Annotated in this window: 24 protein-coding genes; 15 read left to right on the top strand and 9 right to left on the bottom strand. The window is 45.7% G+C overall.

Annotation, left to right across the window (positions count from 1 at the left end):
* The first annotated feature begins 10 nt into the window (after positions 1–10).
* Positions 11–2872 (top strand): pitrilysin family protein, encoded by a 2862-nt coding sequence (locus HY58_RS16485; protein ID WP_156123733.1) that lies wholly within the window; start codon positions 11–13, stop codon positions 2870–2872.
* Between the two features lie 12 nt (positions 2873–2884).
* Positions 2885–3949 (top strand): radical SAM protein, encoded by a 1065-nt coding sequence (locus HY58_RS16480; RefSeq protein ID WP_039134576.1) that lies wholly within the window; start codon positions 2885–2887, stop codon positions 3947–3949.
* Positions 3950–4056: 107 nt separating this feature from the next.
* Here HY58_RS16480 and fbaA read toward each other — a convergent pair whose 3' ends face one another.
* The 4 genes from fbaA to HY58_RS16460 all read right to left on the bottom strand — a co-directional run bounded on the left by fbaA (position 4057) and on the right by HY58_RS16460 (position 9169).
* Positions 4057–5124, bottom strand: a complete 1068-nt coding sequence (gene fbaA / locus HY58_RS16475) for a class II fructose-bisphosphate aldolase (RefSeq protein WP_039134573.1) — start codon at positions 5122–5124, stop codon at positions 4057–4059.
* Positions 5125–5202: 78 nt separating this feature from the next.
* The gene (locus tag HY58_RS16470) at positions 5203–6387 is read right to left on the bottom strand and encodes a hypothetical protein (protein WP_253271598.1); all 1185 of its coding nucleotides are present in this window, start codon (positions 6385–6387) and stop codon (positions 5203–5205) included.
* A complete protein-coding gene (locus HY58_RS16465) occupies positions 6293–7090 on the bottom strand; it encodes an ABC transporter substrate-binding protein (RefSeq protein ID WP_039134570.1) in 798 nt (265 codons plus the stop codon). The genes HY58_RS16470 and HY58_RS16465 overlap by 95 nt, the downstream gene beginning before the upstream one ends.
* Before the next feature lie 717 nt (positions 7091–7807).
* On the bottom strand, positions 7808–9169 hold the full coding sequence (locus tag HY58_RS16460) for a pyridoxal-phosphate dependent enzyme (protein ID WP_039134567.1): 1362 nt from the start codon (positions 9167–9169) through the stop codon (positions 7808–7810).
* 46 nt (positions 9170–9215) lie between these two features.
* Between HY58_RS16460 and HY58_RS16455 the strand changes: the two genes are divergently transcribed.
* The 5 genes from HY58_RS16455 (at position 9216) to HY58_RS16435 (ending at position 14825) form a co-directional block, all read left to right on the top strand.
* On the top strand, positions 9216–9860 hold the full coding sequence (locus HY58_RS16455; RefSeq protein ID WP_039134565.1) for an alpha/beta fold hydrolase: 645 nt from the start codon (positions 9216–9218) through the stop codon (positions 9858–9860).
* A gap of 47 nt (positions 9861–9907) precedes the next feature.
* On the top strand, positions 9908–12154 hold the full coding sequence (locus HY58_RS16450; protein ID WP_039134563.1) for a Tex family protein: 2247 nt from the start codon (positions 9908–9910) through the stop codon (positions 12152–12154).
* Between the two features lie 207 nt (positions 12155–12361).
* Entirely contained in the window at positions 12362–12574 is a 213-nt protein-coding gene (locus HY58_RS16445) for a hypothetical protein (protein WP_039134560.1), read from the top strand.
* Between the two features lie 27 nt (positions 12575–12601).
* Positions 12602–13456, top strand: coding sequence for an aminotransferase class IV (locus tag HY58_RS16440; protein ID WP_039134558.1), 855 nt, complete (start codon positions 12602–12604; stop codon positions 13454–13456).
* A gap of 40 nt (positions 13457–13496) precedes the next feature.
* Positions 13497–14825 (top strand): deoxyribodipyrimidine photo-lyase, encoded by a 1329-nt coding sequence (locus HY58_RS16435; protein WP_039134556.1) that lies wholly within the window; start codon positions 13497–13499, stop codon positions 14823–14825.
* A gap of 23 nt (positions 14826–14848) precedes the next feature.
* On the opposite strand, the gene HY58_RS16430 is transcribed toward HY58_RS16435, so the two are convergent.
* Both HY58_RS16430 and mqnB read right to left on the bottom strand, forming a co-directional pair.
* Positions 14849–15646, bottom strand: coding sequence for a 1,4-dihydroxy-6-naphthoate synthase (locus HY58_RS16430; RefSeq protein WP_039134554.1), 798 nt, complete (start codon positions 15644–15646; stop codon positions 14849–14851).
* 17 nt (positions 15647–15663) lie between these two features.
* Positions 15664–16320, bottom strand: a complete 657-nt coding sequence (mqnB, locus tag HY58_RS16425; RefSeq protein WP_072037644.1) for a futalosine hydrolase — start codon at positions 16318–16320, stop codon at positions 15664–15666.
* A 195-nt stretch (positions 16321–16515) separates the two neighbouring features.
* Between mqnB and HY58_RS16420 the strand changes: the two genes are divergently transcribed.
* The 3 genes from HY58_RS16420 to fabD are packed head-to-tail and all read left to right on the top strand — an operon-like array spanning position 16516 to position 18499.
* Positions 16516–16932: a 6-carboxytetrahydropterin synthase gene (locus HY58_RS16420; protein ID WP_039134552.1), complete on the top strand. Its 417-nt coding sequence runs from the start codon at positions 16516–16518 to the stop codon at positions 16930–16932.
* 38 nt (positions 16933–16970) lie between these two features.
* Positions 16971–17567: a GTP cyclohydrolase I FolE gene (gene folE, locus HY58_RS16415; protein ID WP_039134551.1), complete on the top strand. Its 597-nt coding sequence runs from the start codon at positions 16971–16973 to the stop codon at positions 17565–17567.
* A 41-nt stretch (positions 17568–17608) separates the two neighbouring features.
* Positions 17609–18499, top strand: coding sequence for an ACP S-malonyltransferase (gene fabD, locus HY58_RS16410; protein ID WP_039134548.1), 891 nt, complete (start codon positions 17609–17611; stop codon positions 18497–18499).
* A gap of 5 nt (positions 18500–18504) precedes the next feature.
* On the opposite strand, the gene HY58_RS16405 is transcribed toward fabD, so the two are convergent.
* Genes HY58_RS16405 through HY58_RS16395 form a run of 3 tightly spaced genes read right to left on the bottom strand, consistent with a single transcriptional unit; the run spans position 18505 to position 22012 of the window.
* The gene (locus tag HY58_RS16405) at positions 18505–18954 is read right to left on the bottom strand and encodes a GNAT family N-acetyltransferase (RefSeq protein WP_039134547.1); all 450 of its coding nucleotides are present in this window, start codon (positions 18952–18954) and stop codon (positions 18505–18507) included.
* 6 nt (positions 18955–18960) lie between these two features.
* Positions 18961–20757 carry a serine hydrolase gene (locus tag HY58_RS16400; protein ID WP_039134826.1) on the bottom strand — a complete coding sequence of 599 codons (1797 nt, stop codon included), beginning with the start codon at positions 20755–20757 and terminating at the stop codon, positions 18961–18963.
* 25 nt (positions 20758–20782) lie between these two features.
* Positions 20783–22012 (bottom strand): PLP-dependent aspartate aminotransferase family protein, encoded by a 1230-nt coding sequence (locus tag HY58_RS16395; protein ID WP_052324229.1) that lies wholly within the window; start codon positions 22010–22012, stop codon positions 20783–20785.
* 47 nt (positions 22013–22059) lie between these two features.
* On the opposite strand from HY58_RS16395, the gene HY58_RS16390 reads away from it, so the two are divergent.
* From HY58_RS16390 to HY58_RS16370, 5 genes are all read left to right on the top strand, one after another.
* The gene (locus tag HY58_RS16390; RefSeq protein WP_039134545.1) at positions 22060–22548 is read left to right on the top strand and encodes a DinB family protein; all 489 of its coding nucleotides are present in this window, start codon (positions 22060–22062) and stop codon (positions 22546–22548) included.
* Positions 22549–22633: 85 nt separating this feature from the next.
* Complete coding sequence (locus HY58_RS16385) at positions 22634–23179, top strand: hypothetical protein (protein WP_156123731.1); 546 nt, start codon at positions 22634–22636, stop codon at positions 23177–23179.
* Positions 23176–24222, top strand: coding sequence for a nucleoid-associated protein (locus HY58_RS16380; RefSeq protein WP_039134542.1), 1047 nt, complete (start codon positions 23176–23178; stop codon positions 24220–24222). Before HY58_RS16385 ends, HY58_RS16380 begins: the two co-directional genes overlap by 4 nt.
* Before the next feature lie 14 nt (positions 24223–24236).
* Positions 24237–24485 (top strand): hypothetical protein, encoded by a 249-nt coding sequence (locus tag HY58_RS16375; RefSeq protein WP_216593825.1) that lies wholly within the window; start codon positions 24237–24239, stop codon positions 24483–24485.
* The gene (locus HY58_RS16370; protein ID WP_039134529.1) at positions 24472–24861 is read left to right on the top strand and encodes a type II toxin-antitoxin system VapC family toxin; all 390 of its coding nucleotides are present in this window, start codon (positions 24472–24474) and stop codon (positions 24859–24861) included. Before HY58_RS16375 ends, HY58_RS16370 begins: the two co-directional genes overlap by 14 nt.
* The last annotated feature ends 162 nt before the right edge of the window (positions 24862–25023 follow it).

Raw genomic sequence — 25023 nt, 5'->3', positions numbered from 1 at the left:
AACTGGACCTATGAACATTTTATTCTCCGGAAGATTATTGATTTGCCTGTTTCTCGTATTTGGGCAAACCGTTTCTTCGTTTTCTCAAACTCCACTGAGTACAGAACTGCAGCCCGACCCTGCTGTAAGAATTGGTAAGCTTGAAAACGGCCTTACCTATTATATACGGCAGAATAAAAAACCTGAGCAAAAAGTGGAACTGAGGCTCGCCATCAATGCAGGCTCCATCAATGAAGATGATGACCAGCTTGGCCTCGCCCATATGGCTGAGCATATGGCATTTAACGGAACTAAGAATTTTAAAAAGAACGAGATCATTTCTTTCCTGCAGGATATAGGTGTTGGCTTTGGTAATGACCTCAATGCCTATACGAGTTTTGACGAAACGGTTTATATGCTGCCTATCCCAACTGATAAACCCGGCAACCTCGAGAAAGGATTCCAGGTATTGGAAGACTGGGCACACCAGGTCACTTATCTCGACGAGGATATCGAATCCGAAAGAGCAATTATTAAAGAGGAAGCAAGAACAGGAAAAGGCGCCACAGACAGAATGATGCGGCAGGTATATCCTAAACTCTTTGCAAATTCTAAATACGCTGACCGTTTACCCATAGGATCTGAAGAACTTATCAGCAGTTTTAAGCCTGATAAGATCCGTAAGTTTTATAAAGACTGGTACCGGCCAAACTTAATGGCAGTTGCCGTGGTAGGCGATGTTCATCCTGACACCGCACTCGCCATGATCAGGAAACATTTCAATAAACTTACAAACCCACCCTCTGAAAGAAAAAGAGAGACCATCCAGGTTCCTGCTTATTCAACAACAGAAGCACTGATTGTTACCGACAAAGAAGCAACCAACTATTCTGTAAATATTAATTATCCTATCAAACCTGCTGCACCACAAAAAACAGTGGGTGATTATCGCAACCAGTTGGTTCGCCAGATCTTCAGCTCAATCCTCAGCCAGCGTTTACAGGAACTCACCCAGCAGTCTGATCCTCCATTTGTTGGGGCAGGAGCAGGAGTTGGTGGTTTCGTAAGGGGATATGAAAGTTTTAGCGCAACGGCCTATGCCGGTACAGGTGATATTACAAAGGCATTGAATGCGGTAGTGGAAGAGATCGAACGCGTTAAACGATATGGATTTAACCCGGCAGAACTGGAGCGTTCAAAAAAAGCAATACTCACAAGTATCGAACGTGCCTATAATAATCGTGACAAGACTGAATCATCAGTTTATATCGATGAATACCTGAACCATTTCCTTGAAGGTGAATACATTCCCGGCATCGAAAAGGAATTTGCTATCAGCAATGAACTTATTCCGGGTATTGGCATTGAGGAAGTAAATGGTGTAGCAAAAGAACTCCTCACACAATCCAACCGTTTCTTTTTTGTAACCGGACCAGAAGTCTCGGGTGATAAAAAACTGCCTTCACCGCAGGACCTGATTGCATCTGTGAATGCAAAAGAGAAAGCCAATATTACGCCCTATACGGAGAAAGCAGTTGCTGCATCCATCATGACAAAAATGCCAAAAGCTGGTAAGCTCGTAAAGCGCGAATATGATAAGGCCATGGGCGTTACAAAACTTACCCTGAGCAATGGCGTTACTGTTTCACTGAAATCGACCGATTTTAAAAATGACCAGATACTCATGGGGGCTACCCGCAATGGAGGATTGAATTATTATGGACTTGCCGATAAATACAACGCACAGTTTGCTGTTCCCGTTGTTTCGGCTATGGGTGTGGGTGAGTTTAGTCCAACCGACCTCCGGAAAGCTCTTGCCGGCAAAACTGTATCCGTTACTCCCTCCATTGGAGAAATTACTGATGGCATCAGCGGAAGTTCCTCCAATAAGGATATTGAAACCATGCTCCAGCTTGTTCATCTCTATATGACAAGCCCCCGCAAGGATACAGCCCTTTTCAAATCTTTTGTGCAAAGAAACTCCTCGCAGTATGCAGCCCTGTCGGCCAATCCACAGGCAGCATTTCTTGATACAACAAACAATGCGTTATACGGCAACAATCCACTTGCACCCATTGTATTTCCTAAAGTGGAGAATTTTAAAAACCTGAACCTCGACAGGGCCTTATCAATTTATAAAGAACGCATCGGTGATGCTTCCCAAATGAATTTTGCTTTCACCGGCAGCTTCAATACAGATTCAATTATACCACTCCTTGAAACCTACCTTGGAAGTCTTCCTTCCAGTGGTAAAACCTTTGAGAAAAAGGATAATAAAGTGAGGCCGGTTAAAGGCGTGAAAAAACTCGTTGTAAATAAGGGCAAAGAAGAGAAAAGCCTTATTCTCGCTTTCTATACCGGCGAGATGCCCTATAGTGAAGAAATGGACATTAAGGCCCAGGCCATCAGCGAGATTCTCAGCATCAGGATCCTGGAAGAATTGCGTGAAAAGATCCAGGGCATCTATGGTGGTGCTTTTTATGGACAGTTTGATAAGTATCCTTATAGCAACTATAGTTTGATACTTCAGTTGCCTTGCGGACCGGAAAAAGTTGATACCCTGCTGAAAGCAATCGATGCAGAGATATCTCTTCTCGTCACCAAAGGTCCCGAACAGTCTTACCTCGACAAGGTTCGTAAGCAATGGATTGAGGAGCACAAGGTACAGCTAAAAGAGAATGCTACATGGCTGCGGGAGATCCTCGACCAGCAAAGTGAAAAGACCGATCCAAAATATTTTCTGGAGTACCAGCAGATCATTGAAAAGCTTACTGTAAACGATATAAGGGATGCTGCTCGTAAACTCCTGAACCGGGAGAATGTTTTTACAGCAGTCCTCATGCCTGAATTAAAAGTGGATCCAAAACCCGCAACCGATAAAAAAGCATTCTAGGGGAGGACGAATATGACTAAGCGATTTTTGGAGAATCTCTGGAAGCGGGCGAAACACTTGCCGGGCGGCACAGATTTTTTTCAGTATACCGGAAATAAAATTCAACATGCTGCACTGAAATTGACCAGGCAAACCCGCGTTGCCCATCCTTCAACAGTGATGCTCGAACTCAGTGCTCACTGCAATTTGAAATGTACAATTTGTCCGCGTGAATATGGCTATGGTGAAGAGATGGACATGGGATTGATGGAAGAAGAGAATGCTAAAAAAGTGATTGACGAACTGGTTCCTTATGTCGATTCCATTGGACTCACCGGCATGGGTGAAACACTGATGTATAAAAAGATCGAATCTATTGTTGAATACATTAAAGCAAAGAACGAAGGCATTATCATAAACATCTCAACCAACGCCGTACTTCCCAAAACAATTGAAAAGATTGGGGCGATGGCCGGTAAACTGGATACCATCCAGATCTCCATCGATGGTATTGATGATGTATATAATTCCATAAGGGTTCAGTCTGATTTTCAACTCTTCAAAAACAACGTAAGGCAGATAGCGGATATCTGCCGCAATACCTCCACAACTGTTATGCTGAACATGGTGGTGACGCAGGAGAACTTCTTTCACATGAAGGAAGTAGTTCTTTTCGCTGAAGAAATGGGGATAGGATTTGTAAACTATACCATATTCAATCTTGCCTGTATTTCCGGCGTTGATCTGTCATACTATGATTTTTACCAGGGAGAGGCCTTTCAAGCAGAAGTGAAGCGTTTGCAGGAACATAATACTGCCGTAGAAGTCACCTGGAGCGGACTCGGTTCTGATAAAGGATTCCAAAGCTGCAGCCTTCCCTGGAGTCATTTTTATGTTTGCTGGAATGGTGAGATGGCACCCTGCTGCGCTAAGCCCTTCCCCAAAGAATTGAGTTTCGGAAACGTCTTCAAAGAAGGATTGATGCCCGTCCTGAACAGCGAAGGCTTCCAGGACTTCCGAACAAAATGGCTAAAAAATGAGACCCCCGATTTCTGTCGCGGCTGCCATTACGTGGACTGCAAAAAAGTAAATATATAATCCCCACACCATTTCTCCCTTCCCAAAAAAAGAATGTACCACGAAAAATCCGCAGTACATTCCCAAGGCACCTCTTACCTCTTACCTCTTACCTGAATTCTTACCTCTTAACTGTTGCGGTTGATGCAATTCAGATCCCCAAACGCTTCTTCCAGTCTGCTTATAAAAGTATCCTGGCCCTTGCGTAACCAAACGCGTGGATCATAGTATTTTTTGTTCGGCTTATCAGCACCATCGGGGTTGCCGAGTTGTGCCTGCAGGTATGCTTCATTTTTCTGGTAGTACTTCAGAACACCTTCCCAGAATGCAAACTGGAGGTCAGTATCAATATTCATTTTGATAACGCCATAACCCAGTGCTTCCGCGATCTGCTCCTTCGGTGATCCGCTTCCACCATGGAATACAAAGTATACCGGCTTCTCTGCAGTTTTGTATTGCTCCTGGATATAAGTCTGGCTGTTCTGCAAGATTTCTGGACGCAGTTCAACATTACCCGGACTATAAACTCCATGCACATTTCCAAATGCAGCAGCTACTGTAAACAGGTTGCCGATCTTGCCCAGCTCTTCATACGCATAGGCCACGTGCTGTGGCTGTGTATAAAGTTTATCATTTTCAATACCGCTGTTGTCAACACCATCTTCCTCACCACCGGTTACGCCAAGTTCAATTTCTATACCCATGCCGAGCGGCTGCATGCGCTTGAAATATTCAACACTGGTCTGGATATTATCTTCTAGTGTTTCTTCAGAAAGATCCAGCATATGTGAACTGAAAAGTGGACGACCTTTTTCCTTATGGAACTCCTGACCTGCATCAATCAGCGCGCTGATCCATGGCAGCCATTTATGCGAAGCATGATCAGTATGCAAAATAACCGGCACACCATAATGTTTTGCAACATTGTGGATATGCAGGGCACCAGATATGGCACCTGAAATATTCGCCTGCATCTTATCGTTTGGCATTCCCTTACCGGCTATAAACTGCGCTCCTCCATTGGAGAACTGGATAATGACGGGTGAATTAACCTTGGCGGCTGTTTCAAGCGTAGCATTGATGGAATCGGTGCCGATCGTATTTACGGCAGGCATTGCAAATTTGTTTGCTTTGGCGTCCTTATAAAGGGCTTCTAATTCTTCGCCGAATAATACGCCGGCGCTGTACTTACTCATCTTGGTAAAATTGGTTGTTTAATGATGCGATAAGGCAAAGGCAATCGTAAAAGCGAGCGCTAATATACTGATAGTATTTCAATCAGCTATTTTCCCCTGTAGCCGGGGAATCATCAGCAGGTTTTTCCGCAGGCAAACCTTCAGGTGTTCCTTCACCAGCCGGCCCATGGTATTGCTTCGCAAAAGTCCGGGGTGGAAATTATGGAACTCACTCAGCTCCCGCGCAAGCTGCATCGTTTTTTCCGGGGTGGATATAGTATCGCGGATCATGATATCCAGCAGTTCTTTTACCCGGTATCGCGCGGAGGCCAGCCTGAAGGCGATCATGGTCCTTTCCTCCGTCTGGTACTGCTCAATAGAATCCTTGTTGAGGTATTTCAGGGTAACATCAACAAAGGGATTATTCTCCTTGAAATATTGCGGTAGATAAAGATTTTTCCGCCCCTCATACGATTGCTGGTCAAAATCAATTGCCCTGATCCGGTACTGGTAATCTTCAATATCAGGGGTAATATCTATCACCCAGTTATAGCTGCGCATATCTCCCAGCAGCCTCACAAAACAACGCTCATTGAATTTGACGAATTCCTTTGCCAGCCTGATCTTATTGGTATCCGGACGTTCCAGGTAATTGGCAGAGAACAGGTCGCCCGGTATCCCTGGAATATGCTCCTCCACCAGCGTTTCCTTGCTGATCAGGAATTTGATCCTGTTGGGGGAGAGCAAGTGCTCCAGTTCCAATCCATAGATCCGCGATGCATCCGCGATCTTGATATAATAGTGGTCGTAATTATCGTTGAATTTGTTCACGATCCGGATCCGGAATGGCTGCGAGTTACCAAAGCCACAGAAATCGATCCTCGCCACATCAAGATGCTTGCTGAAGGTCATATCACCTTCCGTCTTCAGATTAGCATAAATACCAATCAATCCCTCCCTGATATAATCCCATTCCCGCAGGTCATAGATAACCGTCTCCCAGGCAGTGTCATTGCCTTCTTTATCTTTCAGGGGGAGAGAATAAGTAAAGCGCTGAAGGTCGCGGTATTCAACCGGTAAGCGCACGCCACGACCATGCTGGTTGAGATATTCGCGCAGCCGTTCATTCACCTTGAACATCGGCTTCTTCTTCGATGGCCGGTGATTCTCTCCACTGGGGAGATTAGCGTCATAATACTGGATATACATTCTGACGGGAATATAATGAAAAATAGGCAGGGGCTTCCAGCAGCCGGCTTCCATACCAGCTGAAATAACTTCCATCTACCAGCAGTATGCGGGTTTCAGGGAGCTCCGCCTGCAGTGCTTCCAGGTGCTTTTGCCGGAATGGGTAAGGCTCGGAGGAAAGCAGTAAAAGCCGGCATTGCTTTTCTTTCAATTCTTGTATTGTGATTTCGGGGTACCGGCTTGTTGCTTTGTAAATATTCATGAATCCGCACCTCTCCATCATATCACTGATGAAGGTATCACCACCCGCCGCCATCCAGGGGTCTTTCCAGATCAGGTAGGCGGTTGCGGGCATATAATTAACCGGAATTAACTGACTGAACCTCTCCGTGATCAGCCTGGTCATTTCGAGTGCTGCCTCTGGCCGCCCTGTGATCTCTCCTAATGCGCCGATCATTTCAATGGCTGTAGGTAAATTATATACATCACTTATGTATACCGGTACATACTTGGATATCTCCTCAACATGTTCACGGATATTTTCTTCCTTATTGGCAATTACAAGATCAGGTTTAAGCGAAATGATCTTAAGGATGTCAGGATCTTTGGTGCCACCAATACGGGTTTTACCCTGGTGCCATATTTGGGGATGTATACAAAATCGGGTGATACCTACCACTTCATCGTTTAGCCCAAGGCTATAGAGCAACTCTGTTTGTGATGGTACCAGTGAAATAATTCGTTGGGGGATGGAATCTAGCTGGAGGCTGTTACCGGTTTGGTCGGTAATGAAAGTCATGCAGGTGTTTTGTCAAAAATACACCTGAAAGACCACTTTGGTCCTCCTGCCTTACAACTTGGACTAGAAGCAGGGCAGGAGGGTACCGGATTTTAAGTGGTTTTTAAGGACTTGGTCTTGGTCTTCACCAGAACATTGGATCTCTGAAACCATCCGTAGTAAGATTTGGACGTTGGTTACTGTACAATGGTTTTAGGCCATGGTTTCAGGGGTTTCTTCGTTCGGCATTCATTAGGATCTTGGTGCTGATTTTTCTACGGTCTTTCTTTAGGATTTAGGATGGTGCTGATTTCTTTTTTCGGTTTTTACGTAGGATTCATGGATCTGATGCTGATTTCGGTTTTTGGTCTTTCTAAGGATAAAGAAAAAAAAGGAAGTTGACTGATACTGGATTTTTGGTGATACTGTTTTTCTAAGGAATTGGTCTCTGGAATTTCTGGATCTTGGATATTTTGATGCTCTTCGTCAGGATATTGGAACGATTGAATGATCAATCAACTTCTGATACAAATGTAGTCGGCATAATATTGGTAGGCAAGAGCGCATTTGCTCATTTTTAACAGTTCGGTATTTACTGCAATTTTAGTAAGCTTACAGAATTATCTACCGGGAGTATACGTAGTTGAGCTTCGTAGATCTACGTGAATCGCAGGAGTATAAATAATCCGGATACTGCGAAAGCCTTACCCGGATTGAGTTTCATTGAAATTGATCTATTTACTTGCCCATGGCCTGAATCACATCGTACTTGGTCACAATGTGGAAATTACCCGCTTCGTCCTTGCTCAACACTGCGCCATTTTCGCGATTTATCAGTGTACTTAACTTCTCAACCGGGGTCAGAAAGTCCACAATTGGAAAGGCCGCTTCCATCACCGATCCAACTTTTTCATGCTTGATATCAGGATTCGAAAAAACTTTCTGGAATAATCCCCCTTCACTGATAGATCCCACAAATCCATTCCCGTTCAATACAGGTATATGCTCGATATCGTATTTACGCATAAGGTCCACCGCTTCGGCAACGGTATGCTCAGGGGCCAGACTTATCAACTTCTTATTGGTGCCCCTGCCGTTTACGATATCCTTAAAAGTTTTTACATCAAGGAATCCTCTTTCCTGCATCCACTGGTCATTATAGATCTTACCCACATAGCGGCTACCATGATCATGGAATATGCATACCACCACATCAGTTGGTTTAAGGCGGTCTTTCAGTTGCATCAATCCCTGTATACAACTTCCTGCACTATATCCGCAGAATAATCCTTCTTCTTTGGCAAGCTTACGCGCCATGATAGCGCCATCTTTATCAGTGACCTGTTCAAAATGATCGATCACACTCATATCATAATTCTGTGGTACGAAATCCTCCCCGAATCCCTCTGAAATATAAGGATGCACTTCCCCCATATCCACTTCACCGGTGCGGAAATATTTTGTGAGCAATGATCCATAAACATCCACTGCCCAGATCTGTATATCGGGGTTCATCTCCTTCAGGTATTGCGCAGTACCTGTTACCGTTCCACCGGTTCCTGCTGTGCAAACAAGATGCGTGATGGTGCCATCGGTTTGACGCCAGATCTCTGGCCCGGTTGTTTCATAATGTGCTAAACGATTGGCCAGGTTATCATACTGGTTGAAATGATAGGAATTGGGGATCTCCCTTGCAAGCCTTTGCGCAACTGAATAATAGGAGCGGGGATCGTCGGGTTCTACATTAGTGGGACAAACAATCACCTCTGCACCAACAGCTTTGAGGATATCCATTTTTTCCTTGCTCTGTTTATCGGTAGTGGTGAATATGCATTTGTATCCCTTCACCACTGCTGCCAGTGCCAATCCCATTCCGGTATTGCCACTGGTGCATTCGATAATGGTTCCACCCGGTTTGATCTTGCCTTCTTTTTCGGCTACCTCCACCATTTTCAGCGCCATGCGGTCTTTGATGGAGTTTCCCGGATTGAAATAATCTACCTTGGCGAGAATAGTGCCGGGCAGGTCTTTAGTAATTTTGTTCAGACGGATCAGCGGGGTATTGCCGATCGTTTCAAGTATATTATTTTTTATATCCATAGCAAGCTTTATTGCACGGTAAAGTTACAATTCTAGAAGGGAGCTTATGAAACTGTATTTTATTCCAGGTTTAGGTGCTGATAAAAGAGTGTTCCGCCATATCCATTTACCCGATGGATATGAGATGGTGCATATCGATTGGATTCCTCCCCACCCCACTGAAAGCCTGCATGATTATGCCATTCGGTTGGCAGAAAAAATTGATATGAATGAAAACTGGGGACTGGTGGGATTATCTTTCGGCGGCATGCTGGCTGCTGAAATAAGTCGACTCTTCAAACCAAAACATACCATCCTGATTGCGAGTATTTCATCACCCGCACAATTACCTTTCTATTATAAAATTGTAGCACCTTTAAAAGTCCATAAGATACTGCCGATCTCCCTTTTTAAAAATGCTTCCCTCGCCCGACGCATCTTCACCACCGAAACGGATGAGGATAAAGCACTGCTCAGAAAAATTATCAGCGAATCCGATCCTGCTTTTATCAGATGGGCATTGGGTGCAATACTTAGTTGGAAAGCTACTGACATCCCAGCCGATTGCCATCATATTCATGGCTCGGGTGATCACCTGCTTCCTGTGCGCTATGTGAAACCCACCCATACCATTCCCGGCGGCGGGCACCTGATGGTGATGAACAGGTCGGAAGAAGTGAATGGATTGCTGGCAAGGATACTGGAGGGATAGTCGCATCCCCTTATATTTGCGATCCGAAAAAATTGAAACAAACAAAAATGGAATCAAAATATATAGCGGTAATCGCTAAAAAACTTTCTCTTTCACTCAAGCAGGTTAACAATGTGTATGACCTGCAGGCCGAAGGAGCAACCGTTCCTTTTATGGCGCGATACAGAAAAGAAGCAACGGGCAACCTCGATGAAGTGGCCATCAATGATATCGTTGAAGAAGTAAAATATTATACTGAACTCCACAAAAGAAAAGATACTGTTCTCAAAACCATCGAAGGCCTCGGCAAACTGACCCCTGAATTGAAAAATCGTATCGAGGAATGCCTTGATGCTACCGCCCTGGAAGATATTTACCTTCCCTACAAACCCAAACGCAAAACACGCGCAACACAGGCCATTGAAAAGGGATTGGAACCCCTCGCCAAACTGATCTTTGAACAGGGCAATATCGACCTGCAAAAAGAAGCGGGTGCATTTTTGAATGAAGAGGTCAAAGAAATTAAAGATGCCCTGCAGGGTGCGCGCGATATCATTGCCGAATGGGTTGCAGAAAATGAACAGGCGCGTAATATTATCCGGAAACAATTCCAGGATGGAGCCATCCTTACGTCAAAAGTGTTGAGCTCAAAAAAGGAAGAAACAGAAGCTCAGAAATACCGTGATTATTTTGAGTTCAATGAAGCCCTGGCTAAATGTCCCTCCCATCGCATACTCGCCATCCGCCGCGGTGAAAAGGAAGGATTCCTTATCATGGATATCAATATTGATAAGGCAACTGGTGTCGACTCACTGGAAAGGATATTCGTAAAGAATAATACTGCGGCTGCTGCTGAAGTGAAAACTGCCATTACCGATAGTTTCGACAGGCTGCTAAAACCTTCTATCGAAAATGAGTTCCGCATGAACAGCAAAACTTCTGCCGATGAAGAGGCCATTCATGTGTTTGCAGAAAACCTGCGCCAGCTAATGCTGGCATCACCGCTTGGATCAAAAAGGGTGATGGCACTTGATCCCGGTTTCCGTACAGGTTGCAAACTGGTTTGCCTTGATGCACAGGGCGCACTTGTGTATAACACTGCCGTATACCCGCACCCGCCGCAGAACGACTGGCAGGGCAGCATCGCCACGATCCGTCAACTGGTTGATCGATATGATATAGAAGCTATTGGAATTGGAAATGGAACCGCCGGACGTGAAACAGAAACATTGGTACGGAGCATTGATTTTGGAAAGCCAGTGAGTGTTTTCCAGGTGAATGAAAGTGGTGCATCTATTTATTCGGCCTCGGATGTTGCGCGCGAAGAATTTCCTGACCAGGATGTTACTGTGCGCGGTGCCGTCAGCATCGGGAGGAGATTGCTTGATCCACTCAGCGAGCTCGTTAAGATTGATGCGAAATCAATAGGCGTGGGACAATACCAGCATGACGTTAACCAGACCCGGTTAAAGGAAAGCCTCGACCGCGTGGTTGAAAGTTGCGTGAACCATGTTGGTGTAGACCTCAATACTGCCAGCAAACATCTGCTCACTTATGTATCTGGATTGAGTGCAACACTTGCAAAAAATATTGTTGAGTACAGAACAAAAAATGGTGCATTCAATTCTAGGGATGAGGTGAAAAAGGTGAGCCTGATGGGCCCTAAAACCTATGAGCAGTGCGCGGGTTTCCTGCGCATCCGTGATGCCTCCAATCCGCTCGATAACAGTGCTGTTCACCCCGAGAGCTATCATGTGGTGGAAGCGATGGCAAAAGATCTTGGATGCTCGGTTACCGATCTTATCAAACAGGCTGAACTAAGAAAGCAGATCAACCGGAAAAAATATATTTCAGAATCGATCGGTGAATTCACCATTGAAGATATCCTTCGTGAACTCGAGAAGCCGGGCCGTGATCCCCGTGCCCCCATCGAGGAATTTCGTTTTGATGACACCATTAAAACAATTGAAGACGTGAAGCAGGGGATGGTGGTTCCCGGCGTTGTAACCAATATTACCAAGTTCGGCGTGTTTGTGGATATCGGCGTAAAGCAGGATGGACTGGTGCATGTATCCCAACTCAGCAATACCTATGTGAGTGATCCCTCCACAGTGGTGAAGCTCCAGCAAAAAGTAACTGTAACCGTCACCGAGGTGGATGTTGCCCGCAAGCGGATCGGCCTCTCCATGAAAGAGCATGCCCGTACCACGGCCGCCCCCGCTGCACCAAAGCCGGCTGCTCCCAAGGCGCCGAAAGCCGCCCCGGCCAATGAATTCCAGTCCAAGCTGATGGAACTGAAGAAGAAGTTCAAATAATTCCATTACCCATCTGACGCCTGTCAGGACAGGCGTCAGATGGGTAGGCCTCAGGTTCAGGCAACTTGAAGGAACCCTGTCTGACTTATGTCATGACAGGCGTCAGACGGGTAATCCCGGGAGGGGGAAAATACGGGGGTGCCATGTTCCTTTTCCGGGTATGACAGAGTGCAGCGCCGCTGTACTTTTGGGTCTCAACCTTTTACTATGAATCTGTTCAAATACCTGCCGCAATTGGTGATCAAATCGCTCAAAGCGCAGAATAGCGGCATTTCTGTTCCAGAATACCAGGATACAAGCTATAACCTCACCGCGCAGTTATATCCCATCATCCCCTTACTGCTGCTCCTGCTGCTCTTTGCAACGTTTTCTATTGTGGCCTTTATGCTGCACAAACAAAAGCAAACAAAAACAATGTAAGTTTATACCTGTTAAAAGGTATAAACAATGTCGCAGTTGCTCTTCCAGGATGGTCAGTTTTATCGCGATGATAAAATGGTGGTAGGGGCATCCAGTCGCGCCCTGAGATATGGTGACGGACTCTTCGAAACAATGAAGGTGAACCGCGATACCATCCAGCTCGGCGATTATCACATGCAACGCTTGTTTGATGCCCTTCACCTGCTGCAGTTTGAGCTTCCCACCCATATCAACCCATCTTATTTCCTGGATCGTATCCTTCAATTGGTGCATCGCAACGGCCATGGAAAACTCGCACGGATAAGGCTCATGGTCTTCCGCGGCAACGGCGGACTCTATGATTCCGAAAATCATTATCCCCACCACATCATCCAAAGCTGGAGCCTCCCCGAAGCCAATCATCACTGGAATGAAAATGGACTGGTAGTGGGTATCCACGATAAGGCAAGAAAATCGATAGATATTCTCGCCAACAGCAAAACCAATAATTACCTTCCGTATATAATGGGTGCCCTGGAGGCGAAAAATCAAAAATGGAATGATGCGCTTGTCCTTAATAATGCAGGAAGGATTTCTGATAGCACCATCGCAAACGTATTTCTGGTGTCGGGAAATAAGATCACAACCCCTGCACTCGAAGAAGGTTGCGTGGCTGGCATAATGCGCCGTTATCTTTTGGAAAAATTAAAAGCCAATAACAGGGATGTACAGGAAATAGCCATCCAACCCGCCGATCTCGAAAATGCTGATGAAGTTTTCCTGACCAATTCAACCTATGGCATCCGGTGGATAAAATCGATCGGTAACAAAAATTATACTGCTAACCTCTCCCTCGAATTATACCACCTCTTCATTAAACCTCTTTTCGGGATAACAGATTGAACCAACTGCACCATGCTTTGTTGTAAACAACAAAACAACTATGCATAAAGAGCCCCTCGCAATAATGTGGTTTCGCCGTGACCTCCGGCTCTCCGATAATGCAGCCTTATACCATGCCCTGAAATCGGGATATCCAGTTCTCCCCATCTTTATTTTTGATCGTAACATCCTCGGCGACCTCGAAGAAAAAGCAGATGCCCGCGTAAGCTTTATCCACCAGGCGCTCAGTAATATGCAGGACCAACTCCTGGCAATGGGTTCAACTATGGATGTCCGTTATGGAACCCCCGCTCAGGTGTTTAAAGACCTGCTCCAACAATATTCCATCCAGGCCGTTTTCACCAACCACGACTATGAGCAATATGCCCTCGACCGTGATACAGCAATTGAAACACAGTTAAAGGAAGCTGGAGCAAGCTTTCATCACTACAAAGACCAGGTGATCTTTGAAAAAAATGAAGTGATCAAAGATGATGGTCGCCCTTACACTGTGTTCACTCCCTATAGCAAACGATGGAAAGCAACCGTCAATGAATTCTATCTGCGCTCCTATCCAACACATGAATATGCAGCAGCCTTTTATAAACAGAAACCAATAGCCCTGCCATCGCTGGAGTCGATGGGATTTCAGCCCGTAAACATTGATTTCCCTACAACGGAACTAAATGAAACCCTGGTGAGAAAATATACGGAGCAGCGAAACTTCCCCGGCATCAGGAGCACGTCAAGGTTGGGAATTCATCTGCGTTTTGGAACGATCAGTATCCGCGAACTGGCCCGCAAAGTGCAGCCCCTCAATGAAACATTCTTCAACGAACTCATCTGGCGCGATTTCTACCACATGATCCTCCATCATTTTCCATATGTGAGCAGGGGCAGGGCTTTCAGGGCGGAGTATGATCTCATCCATTGGCGCAATAATGAAAATGAATTTGCACACTGGTGTAATGGTACAACGGGATATCCTATCGTGGATGCGGGGATGCGCGAACTCAATGAAACCGGCTTCATGCACAACCGCGTGAGAATGATCGTTGCCTCTTTTTTAACCAAGCACCTGCTGATCGACTGGCGTTGGGGCGAAGCTTATTTTGCCAAAAAACTACTCGATTATGATTTCGCAGCCAATAATGGGGGATGGCAGTGGGCGGCAGGAAGCGGTTGCGATGCAGCGCCATATTTCAGGATATTTAACCCATACCTGCAGACAGAAAAATTTGACCCCAAAGGCGTCTATATCAGGAAGTGGATCCCTGAATTTGATAGTCTCGAATACCCCTCACCGATAGTGGATCATGATGTTGCCAGGAAACGTTGCCTGCAGGTTTATTCGGCCGCGCTAAAGCCGGGTGGTCAAGCCCCGGAATAATCCTTAAAACCCATGAACAATCATTACATCTCCATATTCGCATACAGCGCAAGTAACTGTTCAACCGCCTTATTGCCAGCCTCACCCAATCCCAGCGAATAATTATTCACGTAAAGATTTATATGCTGCCGCATAACCTCCTCACTCATTTCCTGTGAATGCTCCCTGATAAAATCAGATAGCTGCGGATACTGCTTCCAGTTATATTCAATACTCGTTGTGATCAATCTCTCCAGTTGCAACGCAACATCTTCAGCAATGCTTTTTTTAATGACAATCCCACCCAGCGGAATGGGACAGTGCAGTTTTGCCTCCCAATTTTCGCCCAGGTCCATTATTTTATGCAAGCCTTTCTGCTGGTAGGTAAACCTGTTCTCATGAATGATAACTCCCGCATCAACCCTTCCATCTATAACAGCCTGTTCAATTTCATGAAACACCATGAACTCCTTATTCATCGCACCCGGAAAGGCAAGAGAAAATAGTAGATTCGCCGTCGTATGCCGGCCTGGAATCGCAATCCTCAAACCATCGATATCATTAAGCGGAATAGGTTTGCGCGATATCAACAGCGGTCCCACACCCGTTCCCAGCGCCCCACCTGATTGCAGTAGCCGGTATTGATCCAGCACCAGCGGCAGTACACCATAACTGATTTTGGTGCAATCGAGTTTCCCCTCTAACGCCCATTCATTCAGCGTCTGCACATCTTCCATATACAACCTGAAAGTAAAAGGATTTGCATCCAGCTTTCCATTCACCAGCGCATCAAAGATGAAGGTGTCATTGGGACAGGGAGAAAATCCTAAACTGAGTTCCATAATTAATAAATAAGATCCTACAATGATTCCAGTAACCTGATCAGCTCTTTATTGAGATTATTTATCGCAAGAGGGATATTCCATTTCTTCTTATTTCGTTCGCCCACATAATTTGAAACAGCCCTCACCTGCAAAAAACTGATATGCTCCATGATACATACATAATGCAGCGAAGCGCCCTCCATCGATTCGAGATCAGCCTTATACCGTGATACATAATGCGCCGCCCTTTTTTTACTGGTCGTTACCTCGTTCACGGTGATCCCATTTGCTTTTTTCAGTCTGGTCCTCTTGATCAATTCGGTATAGGGATTTGGCAGCACACCTTTCTTATATGGGATCTCATTTGCCAGCGCCAGTTTCATATCGAAAACATCCACAAAACCATTTTTCTCCTGCACGCCCTGGTCGGCCAACGCATCCTGCCTGATCGCAAAAACCGATCCCAGTTTAATAGAATCATCGAATGCCCCCGCCACACCTGCCTGTATCACCAGGTCGGGCCGCTTATGCTGCAGGTAGCGCGTGAGGCCATAAGTTGCCGCATTGCTGCCCACGCCGGTGATCAGAATATCCACATCAAAATCGATATGGTTCAGCTTCTCCGTCGTACTGAGATGGTCGGTAAAGGGATTGATTTCCATGGGGGTAGACGCTACCAGCAAACAATGCATAAATGATCAGTTTGGGGCAAATGTCGTAAATCCCACCAAATCAGGCAGATATTGTAATTTCGCTTTATCTGTTGCCATTTTTTTTGGATTCGCGAACAAACCGGCGACAGTCCTGTTAAACTTTGTACTATAAAACGCTAAACAACTTGGACGGCAGACTTCCGTTGCAGTTGCGGAGAGCGGTAATAATATTATATGGGAAATAAAGTAGCCGTTTTCCGGAAGGAACATTTTAATGCAGCACACAGACTCTACCATGCTGGTTGGGACGAAGCCAGGAACCTGGAGATGTTCGGTAAATGCAGTTACCCCAATTACCATGGACATAACTATAACCTCGAAGTTAAGGTGACCGGTATTCCGGATAAGGATACTGGTTATGTGATGGATATGAAACATCTCTCGGACCTTATTCATGCTGTTATCATCGAACGCTTCGATCATAAGAATCTCAATCTCGATACGGTTGAATTCAGCCAGTTAAATCCAACAGCTGAAAACATCGCGATTGTTATCTATGATCTGCTTCGGCCGCATATTGATGCACAGCACGACCTGATGATAAGGCTCTATGAAACAGAACGGAATTTTGTTGAGTACCCTGCTTCTTAAAATATTGGCTGATCATATTTAATTATAAAACACGGAAGATGGCATATCATAAGGTTGAACAATACGAGGACAAGATCACGTCGGGACTGATCGAGAATTATCGCGAATCACTTGAACTCTTAGGAGAGAATCCTGACAGGGAGGGATTGCAGAAAACACCGGAGCGTGTTGCCAAGGCCATGCAATATCTCACCCAGGGATACCAGATGGACGCAAAGGCAATTCTTGAATCGGCAAAATTTCATGAAGATGTTAGTGAGATGATCATCGTGAAGGATATAGAACTTTTCAGCATGTGCGAACATCACATGCTGCCCTTCTTTGGCAAGGCACATATTGCGTATATCCCTAACGGCTATATCACCGGCCTCAGCAAGATCGCCCGCGTGGTGGATGTTTACAGCAGGCGCCTGCAGGTGCAGGAAAGACTCACCCAGCAAATTCTTACCGCTATTAAAGAATCTCTTAATCCAATAGGCGTTGCCGTGGTAATTGAAGCCAAGCATCTATGCATGATGATGCGGGGCGTACAGAAGCAGAACTCCGTTACTACCACCTCCGCATTCTGGGGTGAATTTGAGAAGAATGAAACAAGAAGTGAGTTCACCAAACTGATCTCCTCGAGGCTTAGTTAGTACTTCTTAATAACTATATTTGCCGCCTAACAAGGATAATTATGAAGCATGCTTTTGTTTTTCCCGGTCAGGGTTCCCAGTTCCCGGGGATGGGAAAAGAGCATTATGAGAACAGTGCATTTGCCAAGAGAATATTTGAACAGGCTAACGAACTCCTCTCATTTCGGATCTCTGATATAATGTTTAACGGTACGGAAGAAGAACTTCGCCAGACCAACGTTACGCAGCCCGCAGTTTTCCTGCATTCGGTTATTGCTTACCGGGGTATAGGCCATGCAAAACCCGATATGGTTGCAGGCCATTCACTGGGTGAATTCTCCGCCCTCGTTGCCAATGGCACCCTAACTTTTGAAGACGCCCTCAAACTGGTTTCCCTTCGCGCCATCGCCATGCAGAAAGCCTGCGATATACAACCTTCTACCATGGCAGCAGTTCTTGCCCTCGCCGATGAAAAAGTGGAAGAGGTTTGTCGCCAGGTGCAGGAAGAAACCGGTGAAATTGTTGTACCCGCCAATTATAATTGTCCCGGCCAGCTGGTCATCAGCGGAACGGTCAAAGGCATTGATATCGCCTGTGAACGAATGAAAGCTGCCGGTGCCAAAAGAGCCCTGGTGTTGCCGGTTGGCGGCGCTTTCCATTCCCCACTCATGGCGCCCGCAAAAGAAGAACTCAAAGCTGCTATTGAAGCCACCAAATTTCAGCAGCCTTCCTGCGCCGTTTACCAGAATGTGGTTGCCCGCGCGGTGCTCGATAAAGATGAGATCAAACATAACCTTATCGAACAACTTACAGGTGCCGTGCGGTGGACGCAATCTGTTCAGTCGATGATTGCCGATGGTGCTTCCACCTTCACGGAATCTGGACCAGGAAAAGTTTTACAGGGACTGATCCTGAAAATCGATAAGTCTGTATCGGTTGATGGTGTTAGTTAGTATGATCAATTTATTTCCAACGAGCAATTGATCCACTCGGCATCAAAATGCGCCCCGTATTTCTTATAAAAATTGATCGCGGGCTCATTCCATTCCAGCACCTGCCACACAATACCATTGAAGCCCTTAAGCTTTGCTTCTTCAATGAGTTTGTCAAACAGTAGCTTCCCCAGTCCGCGTCCACGCATGGCCTCGGTCACGAGTATATCTTCCAGGTACATTCGTTGCCCCTTCCATGTACTGTAACGGATATAGTAAAGTGCAAAGCCCTGCACTATATTATCTTCCTCCGCCACAAAGGCCCACCACACCGGGTTTTCTCCAAACCCGCTCTCCGTAAAATGCTCAAGGCTCACCGTCACTTCCTGCGGCGCTTTTTCATAGGTTGCCAGTTCTTTTATCAGCTCAAGTAAACGCGCACAGTCTGCGGCTGTGGCATTGCGGATCTTTATCATTGGTATTTATTTCTTTGGTGCCTTGAAAACGCCGTTCGGCTGGATGGCATTCATACTGGTTACTTCGCCCTTATCATTCAGATCAAACTGGATATTAAATCCTTCCAGCGCCTTGATCTTGAACAGATCTTTTTTTACCGGCACCAGCTCGTAATCTGGTTGCCCCGGCACTAAAAGCATCAGCGTATTTTCTCCCCGCAGGTAAACGTTTGCAAGGATCCCCGGCAATTGATATTCGCCTAAATATTTCTGTAGCTCCGCCTTCGAAATTTCCATCGCCGGCGCCTCCCGCCTGAATACAATTTCCTTCACGCCCTGTTCCAATGCAACATCAAAGGATTCTATCTCACCACCATAATTAGTATTGAACTTGATCCTTGTAGCATTATCATCAGGGTTCTCCATGTCACGTACCTTATACACATCAAAATGGTAGTGCTCGAGATAACTGGTCTGCTTACCACCTGAATTGTAATCGAGCCATAACGTATCTCTTTCAAGTTTCACAGTCGCCGTTCCATAACCCGGATTTTCATATTTACCTGCATAGTCCGCCTTTGCATGAAGGGCTTTGGCATTGGACTTCCGGAGCAGACTGTCACTATTGGTTTTCTTCGTTGCAGCAGCAGCGGCCCTGCCTTTTGCACGGGCATCAAGTTGCAACTGGTTCCAGTTTCGGTTAGGTAACTTCAGCATCCTGTCGGCAATATAATTCCGCACCAGCGCTGTTACATTGCCATTGCTCGATACCACAAATATTCCAATGCTATCTGTTGGGAAAAAGCCCGTGCTGGTGATAAAGCCATCTATTCCTCCACCATGCTCAACGCGGTAATGGCCGCGGTAAGAACTGAGGAACCAACCTAGTCCATATGCCTCCATATGTATATCAGGATGTAATGCCGGTGGCAGCCCGCCTCCGTCCAATGCCATCTGCTGTGAAATGGCCTGCGATACATAGCCGGCTGGAATAATTTCCTTGCCTTTGTACTTACCTCCATTGATCCAGGTGATCAGCCATTTGGCCATATCATTGGCAGAGCTGTTGATAGAACCCGCCGGACCAATAGCATCTATATTGCGGTATGGTATAACCGAAATAATAGAATCCTTCTTTACCGTGAAAGCAGGGGAGCGGTCGGCAGACTTCTCCATATCCTTAACTGAAAAATTGGTAGTGCTCATTTCAAGTGGCTGCAAAATACGCTCACGTATATTCTGCTCCCAGCTTTTGCCGGTAAGCTTTTCTGCTACCATACCCTGCGCCAGGAACATGAAATTATTATACTGGAATGATTGCCTTAATTCCTTACTCGGCTCCTGGTATTTTATCCTTTTAAGTAATTCCATCCTGCTGGCCGACGATCCATACCAACTCATATCATGCCTTGGAAGTCCCGTGCGATGCGTCATCATATCCCGCAGCGTAACATGATTGTTCAGGTACTCATTGTGAAATCCTAATTCAGGGAGGTATTGCGTAGCGGGCTTGTCGAGCTCCAGCTTCCCTTCTTTTTCCAGCATCCCCAGCAGGGAGGCTGTGAAGGCTTTGGTGCAGGATCCTATGGCAAAGAGCGTATTGCCGGTTACCGGTAATTTTTTCTCCAGGTCACGAAATCCAAAACCTCCTGCATATACTACCTTATTCTTCTCTACAACGGCAATGCTCACCCCAGGAGCATACCAGTCCTTCAGTATTCGTTTCACTAAGGTGTCGAGTCCTTTTAAGCGGGGATCAGTTGTGCCCTGCGCAAACAATCCTGTGCCGATAAGGCAAAGAATTGCCGTCATGATTTTTTTCATATCAATGGTTTTGGTTTGGTTCTTTTTATGACTGAAGTGCATTATCAAGGTCCGTGATAATGTCCTCGATATTTTCAATGCCCACACTCATCCTTATCAGTCCATCCGTAATGCCGTATTTTTCTCTTTCTGCTTTTGGGATGCCCGCGTGCGACATAGATGCAGGGTGGGAGATAAGCGTATCAACCGTTCCAAGTGAAACAGCCCTTGTACAGATCTGCAGCCGGTTGATAAATCTTTTTCCTGCTTCTACACCTCCCTTCACTTCAAAGCTCAGCATACCGCCCGGGTGCTTCATCTGTTTCATGGCGACAGCATGGTCGGGGTGGGATGGCAGCCCTGTATACAGCACCTGCTCAATGGCGGCGTGTTTATCCAGGTGTTGCGCTACCGCCATGGCATTACTGCAGTGCCGCTCCATCCGCAGCTCCAGCGTGCGCATACCCTGCGTTAGCATGAAGGCATCGAAAGGATTGGAATTGCCACCCAGCAATACATACCATTTCCAGACCCTGCTATTCATTTTTTCAAGATCCTTTCCCAATAGAACACCACCAATGGCAGTGCCATGACCATTCAGGAATTTAGTGGTTGAATGAAAAACATAATCCACATCATAACGGAAAGGCTGTTGCAGGTAAGGCGTAGCAAATGTATTGTCAACGGTCACCAGTAGTTGATGTTGCTTTGCGATGCCAGATATCATTTCAAGGTCAACACATTGCAGCGTTGGATTGGCCGGCGTTTCTATATGCACAAGCTTTATCGCCTTATCAGCTTTGATGGCAGCCGCGGCCAGTTCAGGGTCACGCAGGTCGGTGATAACAGTTTCGATATTATTTTCAGCAAGCACTTTGGTGAGCAACTCCTGGGTGCCACCATACAAAGAATAATGCGTCAACACCTTATCGCCCGCCGACAAATTACTGAGAAACATGGTTGCCATGGCCGCCTGTCCGCTTGCATGTAGCAGTGCCTTAAGTTGCAATGGTTTGCCATCAGCTCCGGTAATGCCATGCGCTTCCAGGGCCGCGATCTTTTGCTCCGCCACTTTAAAAGATGGATTGCCCCACCGGCTATAGATCCTCGTCTTATCCTCACCAGCAAATCTTTCCATGCCCTGTTCTGCCGTATCGAAATAAAATGTGGAGCTCGCATAGATCGGGGTGAGGTGGGCATAATTTGGATCGGGTTCATTTCCGCCATGTACTGCTACCGTTCCTTTGCCTTTCAATTGAATATCTTTGTTGACCATTGCGCTGGGTTCTTTAATTTAGTGTTCGCCAAATTTAATCGAAATCAATGAAGCAGCTCCTCCAGGATTACGCAACTTACCACCATTGGGCCAATCAATTGCTGGGACAAAAAATAGCAGAACAGGATTCCGCACTCTGGACCCGCGAAATTCCAGTCAGTTTTCCTTCACTCCATAAAACGCTTACCCATATATGGGATGCCGACAGAGCCTGGTGGAACCGCCTGAAGAAGGAGCCCGATACCGGACCCTTCCCTGCTTTTGAAGGAGATATCGCCGAAGCCCTTGGACAACTGCTGGTGCAGAATGAACAACTGATCAAATGGATCGCCGACCAGGAAGAATCACAGTTAAATGCTACCCTCAAATATGTGAACTGGAAAGGCATTCCCTTCGAACAACCCATCGCACATGTATTATTGCACATCTTCAGTCATGGTAGCTACCACCGCGGACAACTGGTCAATATGCTTCGGGCACTGGGAGTGGAAAATATCCCCCAGACCGACTTCATCGTATGGGCAAGGATGAAATAGATTTTCCCATGGCGTCCCGGCCCGGCTTATCAAATTATTTCGTAAATTTTGATACGATTCAGCGGGATCATAAAACATGCAGAAAATGAAGCGCCTGTTTGTGGGATGGATGACGATGTTGGTGGGCCTGGTACTCACGCAAAAAGCCAGCGGACAGCGGTTCGACTGGCGTTCGAGAATTGATGAGGTGGTGCATCTTGCCGATAGCCTCTCCCTGCTTTCACAGCAAACTTTCCATATCAATAAGTTCACCAAGAATGATCGCTCCGTCAGGGAGACCTGGCATTATACATTGCATAATGGTCGCGTTATAATTTTTGAAGTTCATTATTTTGTTGACTCCACTGAATATATCGAAGTGTATTATCTCGACCGCGATCATGTTGTTTGCATGGAGCAGTATGCCATTCTGAATCCACACCTCGATGATGATCGGATACTCTGGGGAGAAGTGGGATTTTTCCAGGGCGATGCGCGTCGCCAATATGTTACCATGGGCAATCCCGATCATGAGACGGGTACCATGAGTGAGTGGAATGCACTGAACCGTTTTAAAGGCCGCTACCGCGAGCTCCTCGCCAACCGCCCCTTACTGGAAAAAGATCGCAAAGGCCCTATCTTTGGCCCATGACCGGAATTGATGCTGTTATTCTCGAGAAAGCAATTGTACATAAAGTAGGTAATCCAACCAGGGGAGAAGAGTTAAAGATCTCCGCCAATCCCCTCACTTTAAATGATGATATCGTAAGAGCACTTCTTACCCGATATTTCCTCAATCCCTTTAATGAAAATGAGCACTATCATTTTACGCATATCAGTGATATTGCCATGAATGAGGTCTACCATTATGTTGTCAATATTTTTGAAGACAGCAGCAACTTTCACCGCGAATCCGTTTTCCTTGCACAACTACTCTATAATAAATCGACCCATGCCCGGGTTAAGGAAGGTGAGCTCTACGTGGTATTGTTCGACAAGATTCCTTTTGAAGGTGAGTTGGTCCGTGCTGTTGGCATATTTAAATCGGAGACCAAGGATACCTATCTCAAAGTGTTCCAGCATGGCCAGGGATATGAGGTGGCTGCCGAAGACGGCATCAATATCAATAAACTCGATAAGGGCTGCCTGGTATTCCGCACCAACCAGGCCGATGGCTTCAAGGTTTGCATCATCGATAATACCAACAAACAGCAGGACGCACAATACTGGGTGAATGATTTCCTGCAGGTGAAGCCCTTTGCCGATAGTTATCATCATACCAACCAGGCACTGGGCCTTTGCAAGCTCTTCATTGAAAAGGAGTATGCAGAAAAATTTGATGTCTCAAAATCGGACCAGATAGATCTGCTGAATAAATCAATGGATTATTTCAAAACCCGCGACCAGTTCAACCTGAATGAATTTGCCGAAGAGGTGATCCACCATCCGGAGGTGGTAGATACCTTCATGAACTATAAACGCAATTTCGAAAGCAACCGCAATTACGCCATCGATGAATCATTCGATATCAATCTTGCAGCGGTAAAGAAGCAGGCCAAAGTCTTTAAGAGCATCCTCAAACTCGATAAGAACTTCCACATCTACATCCACGGCCGCCGCGACCTCATCGAACGCGGCTACGACGAACAAACCGGCCAGAAGTTTTATAAGCTGTATTATGAGGAAGAAAGCTGATAAAAAGAGTAAATTTGAGAATTAATAAGATGGTTATGTTTGGAGAAGCAAAAAAACTATACCTCATTGAGGAAATATTAAAGATCGAAAATGATGCGGTACTGGCAGAGGTTGAAACCGTAATAGCGAAAAGTAAACTGCATGCTGTAGGTCGTAAAAGTTTTGCTTCATTTGCCGAAATGTGGACCAAAGAAGAAGCTGATGAACTGGAAAAAAATATAGAAGAAGGATGTGAGCAAATTCATTCCGATGACTGGAAGTAAATGTCTGCTTGATACCAGCGTTATTATACACGCGTTTCGAGAGAATAATGCTGTCTCAATAAAGTTGGATGCTATTGCAGAAGTATATGTACCGTTAATAGTAATAGGTGAATTATTTTACGGAGCGTATAAATCGACTGATCCTGTTAAGCATATTGACAGAATACAAATTTTTTTAAGTAACTGTATCATTTTAAATCCGGATGGTGCCACGGCAGACATGTATGGTAGCATCAAAGCTGCTTTGATGAAAAAGGGTAAACCTATACCTGAAAATGATATCTGGATAGCCGCCATGGCGCTACAATATAATCTCCCGCTTTTTACTACCGACAAACATTTTGCTGAAGTGGAGACTCTTTCATTGTTTGGTTGATAGATTACATTATTTATTTTACCCAACATTATGCATGTCCGCTGGAAACAATCAGGAAGCGGTATAACCATTACCACCACCACCAACTATATGGGGGGGATGGTCTTCGAGTCACGCATCACCACACCGCTGGATGCCAGTCAGCCCGATTATACCCACCGG

Source organism: Flavihumibacter sp. ZG627 (genome assembly GCF_000814325.1).
GTDB lineage: Bacteria > Bacteroidota > Bacteroidia > Chitinophagales > Chitinophagaceae > Flavihumibacter.
Note: the sequence above shows the minus strand (reverse complement) of the source record. Positions and strands in the feature narration are given on the sequence as shown.

What these genes read in the sequence shown, in the direction of transcription:
- HY58_RS16370 (WP_039134529.1), top strand. Translation starts at nt 24,472, where the DNA reads ATGACTGGAAGTAAATGTCTGCTTGATACCAGCGTTATTATACACGCG.
- folE (WP_039134551.1), top strand. Translation starts at nt 16,971, where the DNA reads ATGGCATATCATAAGGTTGAACAATACGAGGACAAGATCACGTCGGGA.
- HY58_RS16400 (WP_039134826.1), bottom strand. Translation starts at nt 20,757, where the DNA reads ATGAAAAAAATCATGACGGCAATTCTTTGCCTTATCGGCACAGGATTG.
- HY58_RS16470 (WP_253271598.1), bottom strand. Translation starts at nt 6,387, where the DNA reads ATGGAAGTTATTTCAGCTGGTATGGAAGCCGGCTGCTGGAAGCCCCTG.
- HY58_RS16460 (WP_039134567.1), bottom strand. Translation starts at nt 9,169, where the DNA reads ATGGATATAAAAAATAATATACTTGAAACGATCGGCAATACCCCGCTG.
- mqnB (WP_072037644.1), bottom strand. Translation starts at nt 16,320, where the DNA reads ATGCATTGTTTGCTGGTAGCGTCTACCCCCATGGAAATCAATCCCTTT.
- HY58_RS16455 (WP_039134565.1), top strand. Translation starts at nt 9,216, where the DNA reads ATGAAACTGTATTTTATTCCAGGTTTAGGTGCTGATAAAAGAGTGTTC.
- HY58_RS16385 (WP_156123731.1), top strand. Translation starts at nt 22,634, where the DNA reads ATGAAGCGCCTGTTTGTGGGATGGATGACGATGTTGGTGGGCCTGGTA.
- HY58_RS16450 (WP_039134563.1), top strand. Translation starts at nt 9,908, where the DNA reads ATGGAATCAAAATATATAGCGGTAATCGCTAAAAAACTTTCTCTTTCA.
- HY58_RS16485 (WP_156123733.1), top strand. Translation starts at nt 11, where the DNA reads ATGAACATTTTATTCTCCGGAAGATTATTGATTTGCCTGTTTCTCGTA.
- HY58_RS16380 (WP_039134542.1), top strand. Translation starts at nt 23,176, where the DNA reads ATGACCGGAATTGATGCTGTTATTCTCGAGAAAGCAATTGTACATAAA.
- HY58_RS16445 (WP_039134560.1), top strand. Translation starts at nt 12,362, where the DNA reads ATGAATCTGTTCAAATACCTGCCGCAATTGGTGATCAAATCGCTCAAA.
- HY58_RS16420 (WP_039134552.1), top strand. Translation starts at nt 16,516, where the DNA reads ATGGGAAATAAAGTAGCCGTTTTCCGGAAGGAACATTTTAATGCAGCA.
- HY58_RS16440 (WP_039134558.1), top strand. Translation starts at nt 12,602, where the DNA reads ATGTCGCAGTTGCTCTTCCAGGATGGTCAGTTTTATCGCGATGATAAA.
- fbaA (WP_039134573.1), bottom strand. Translation starts at nt 5,124, where the DNA reads ATGAGTAAGTACAGCGCCGGCGTATTATTCGGCGAAGAATTAGAAGCC.
- HY58_RS16395 (WP_052324229.1), bottom strand. Translation starts at nt 22,012, where the DNA reads ATGGTCAACAAAGATATTCAATTGAAAGGCAAAGGAACGGTAGCAGTA.
- HY58_RS16405 (WP_039134547.1), bottom strand. Translation starts at nt 18,954, where the DNA reads ATGATAAAGATCCGCAATGCCACAGCCGCAGACTGTGCGCGTTTACTT.
- HY58_RS16430 (WP_039134554.1), bottom strand. Translation starts at nt 15,646, where the DNA reads ATGGAACTCAGTTTAGGATTTTCTCCCTGTCCCAATGACACCTTCATC.
- HY58_RS16435 (WP_039134556.1), top strand. Translation starts at nt 13,497, where the DNA reads ATGCATAAAGAGCCCCTCGCAATAATGTGGTTTCGCCGTGACCTCCGG.
- HY58_RS16465 (WP_039134570.1), bottom strand. Translation starts at nt 7,090, where the DNA reads ATGACTTTCATTACCGACCAAACCGGTAACAGCCTCCAGCTAGATTCC.
- HY58_RS16390 (WP_039134545.1), top strand. Translation starts at nt 22,060, where the DNA reads ATGAAGCAGCTCCTCCAGGATTACGCAACTTACCACCATTGGGCCAAT.
- HY58_RS16480 (WP_039134576.1), top strand. Translation starts at nt 2,885, where the DNA reads ATGACTAAGCGATTTTTGGAGAATCTCTGGAAGCGGGCGAAACACTTG.
- fabD (WP_039134548.1), top strand. Translation starts at nt 17,609, where the DNA reads ATGAAGCATGCTTTTGTTTTTCCCGGTCAGGGTTCCCAGTTCCCGGGG.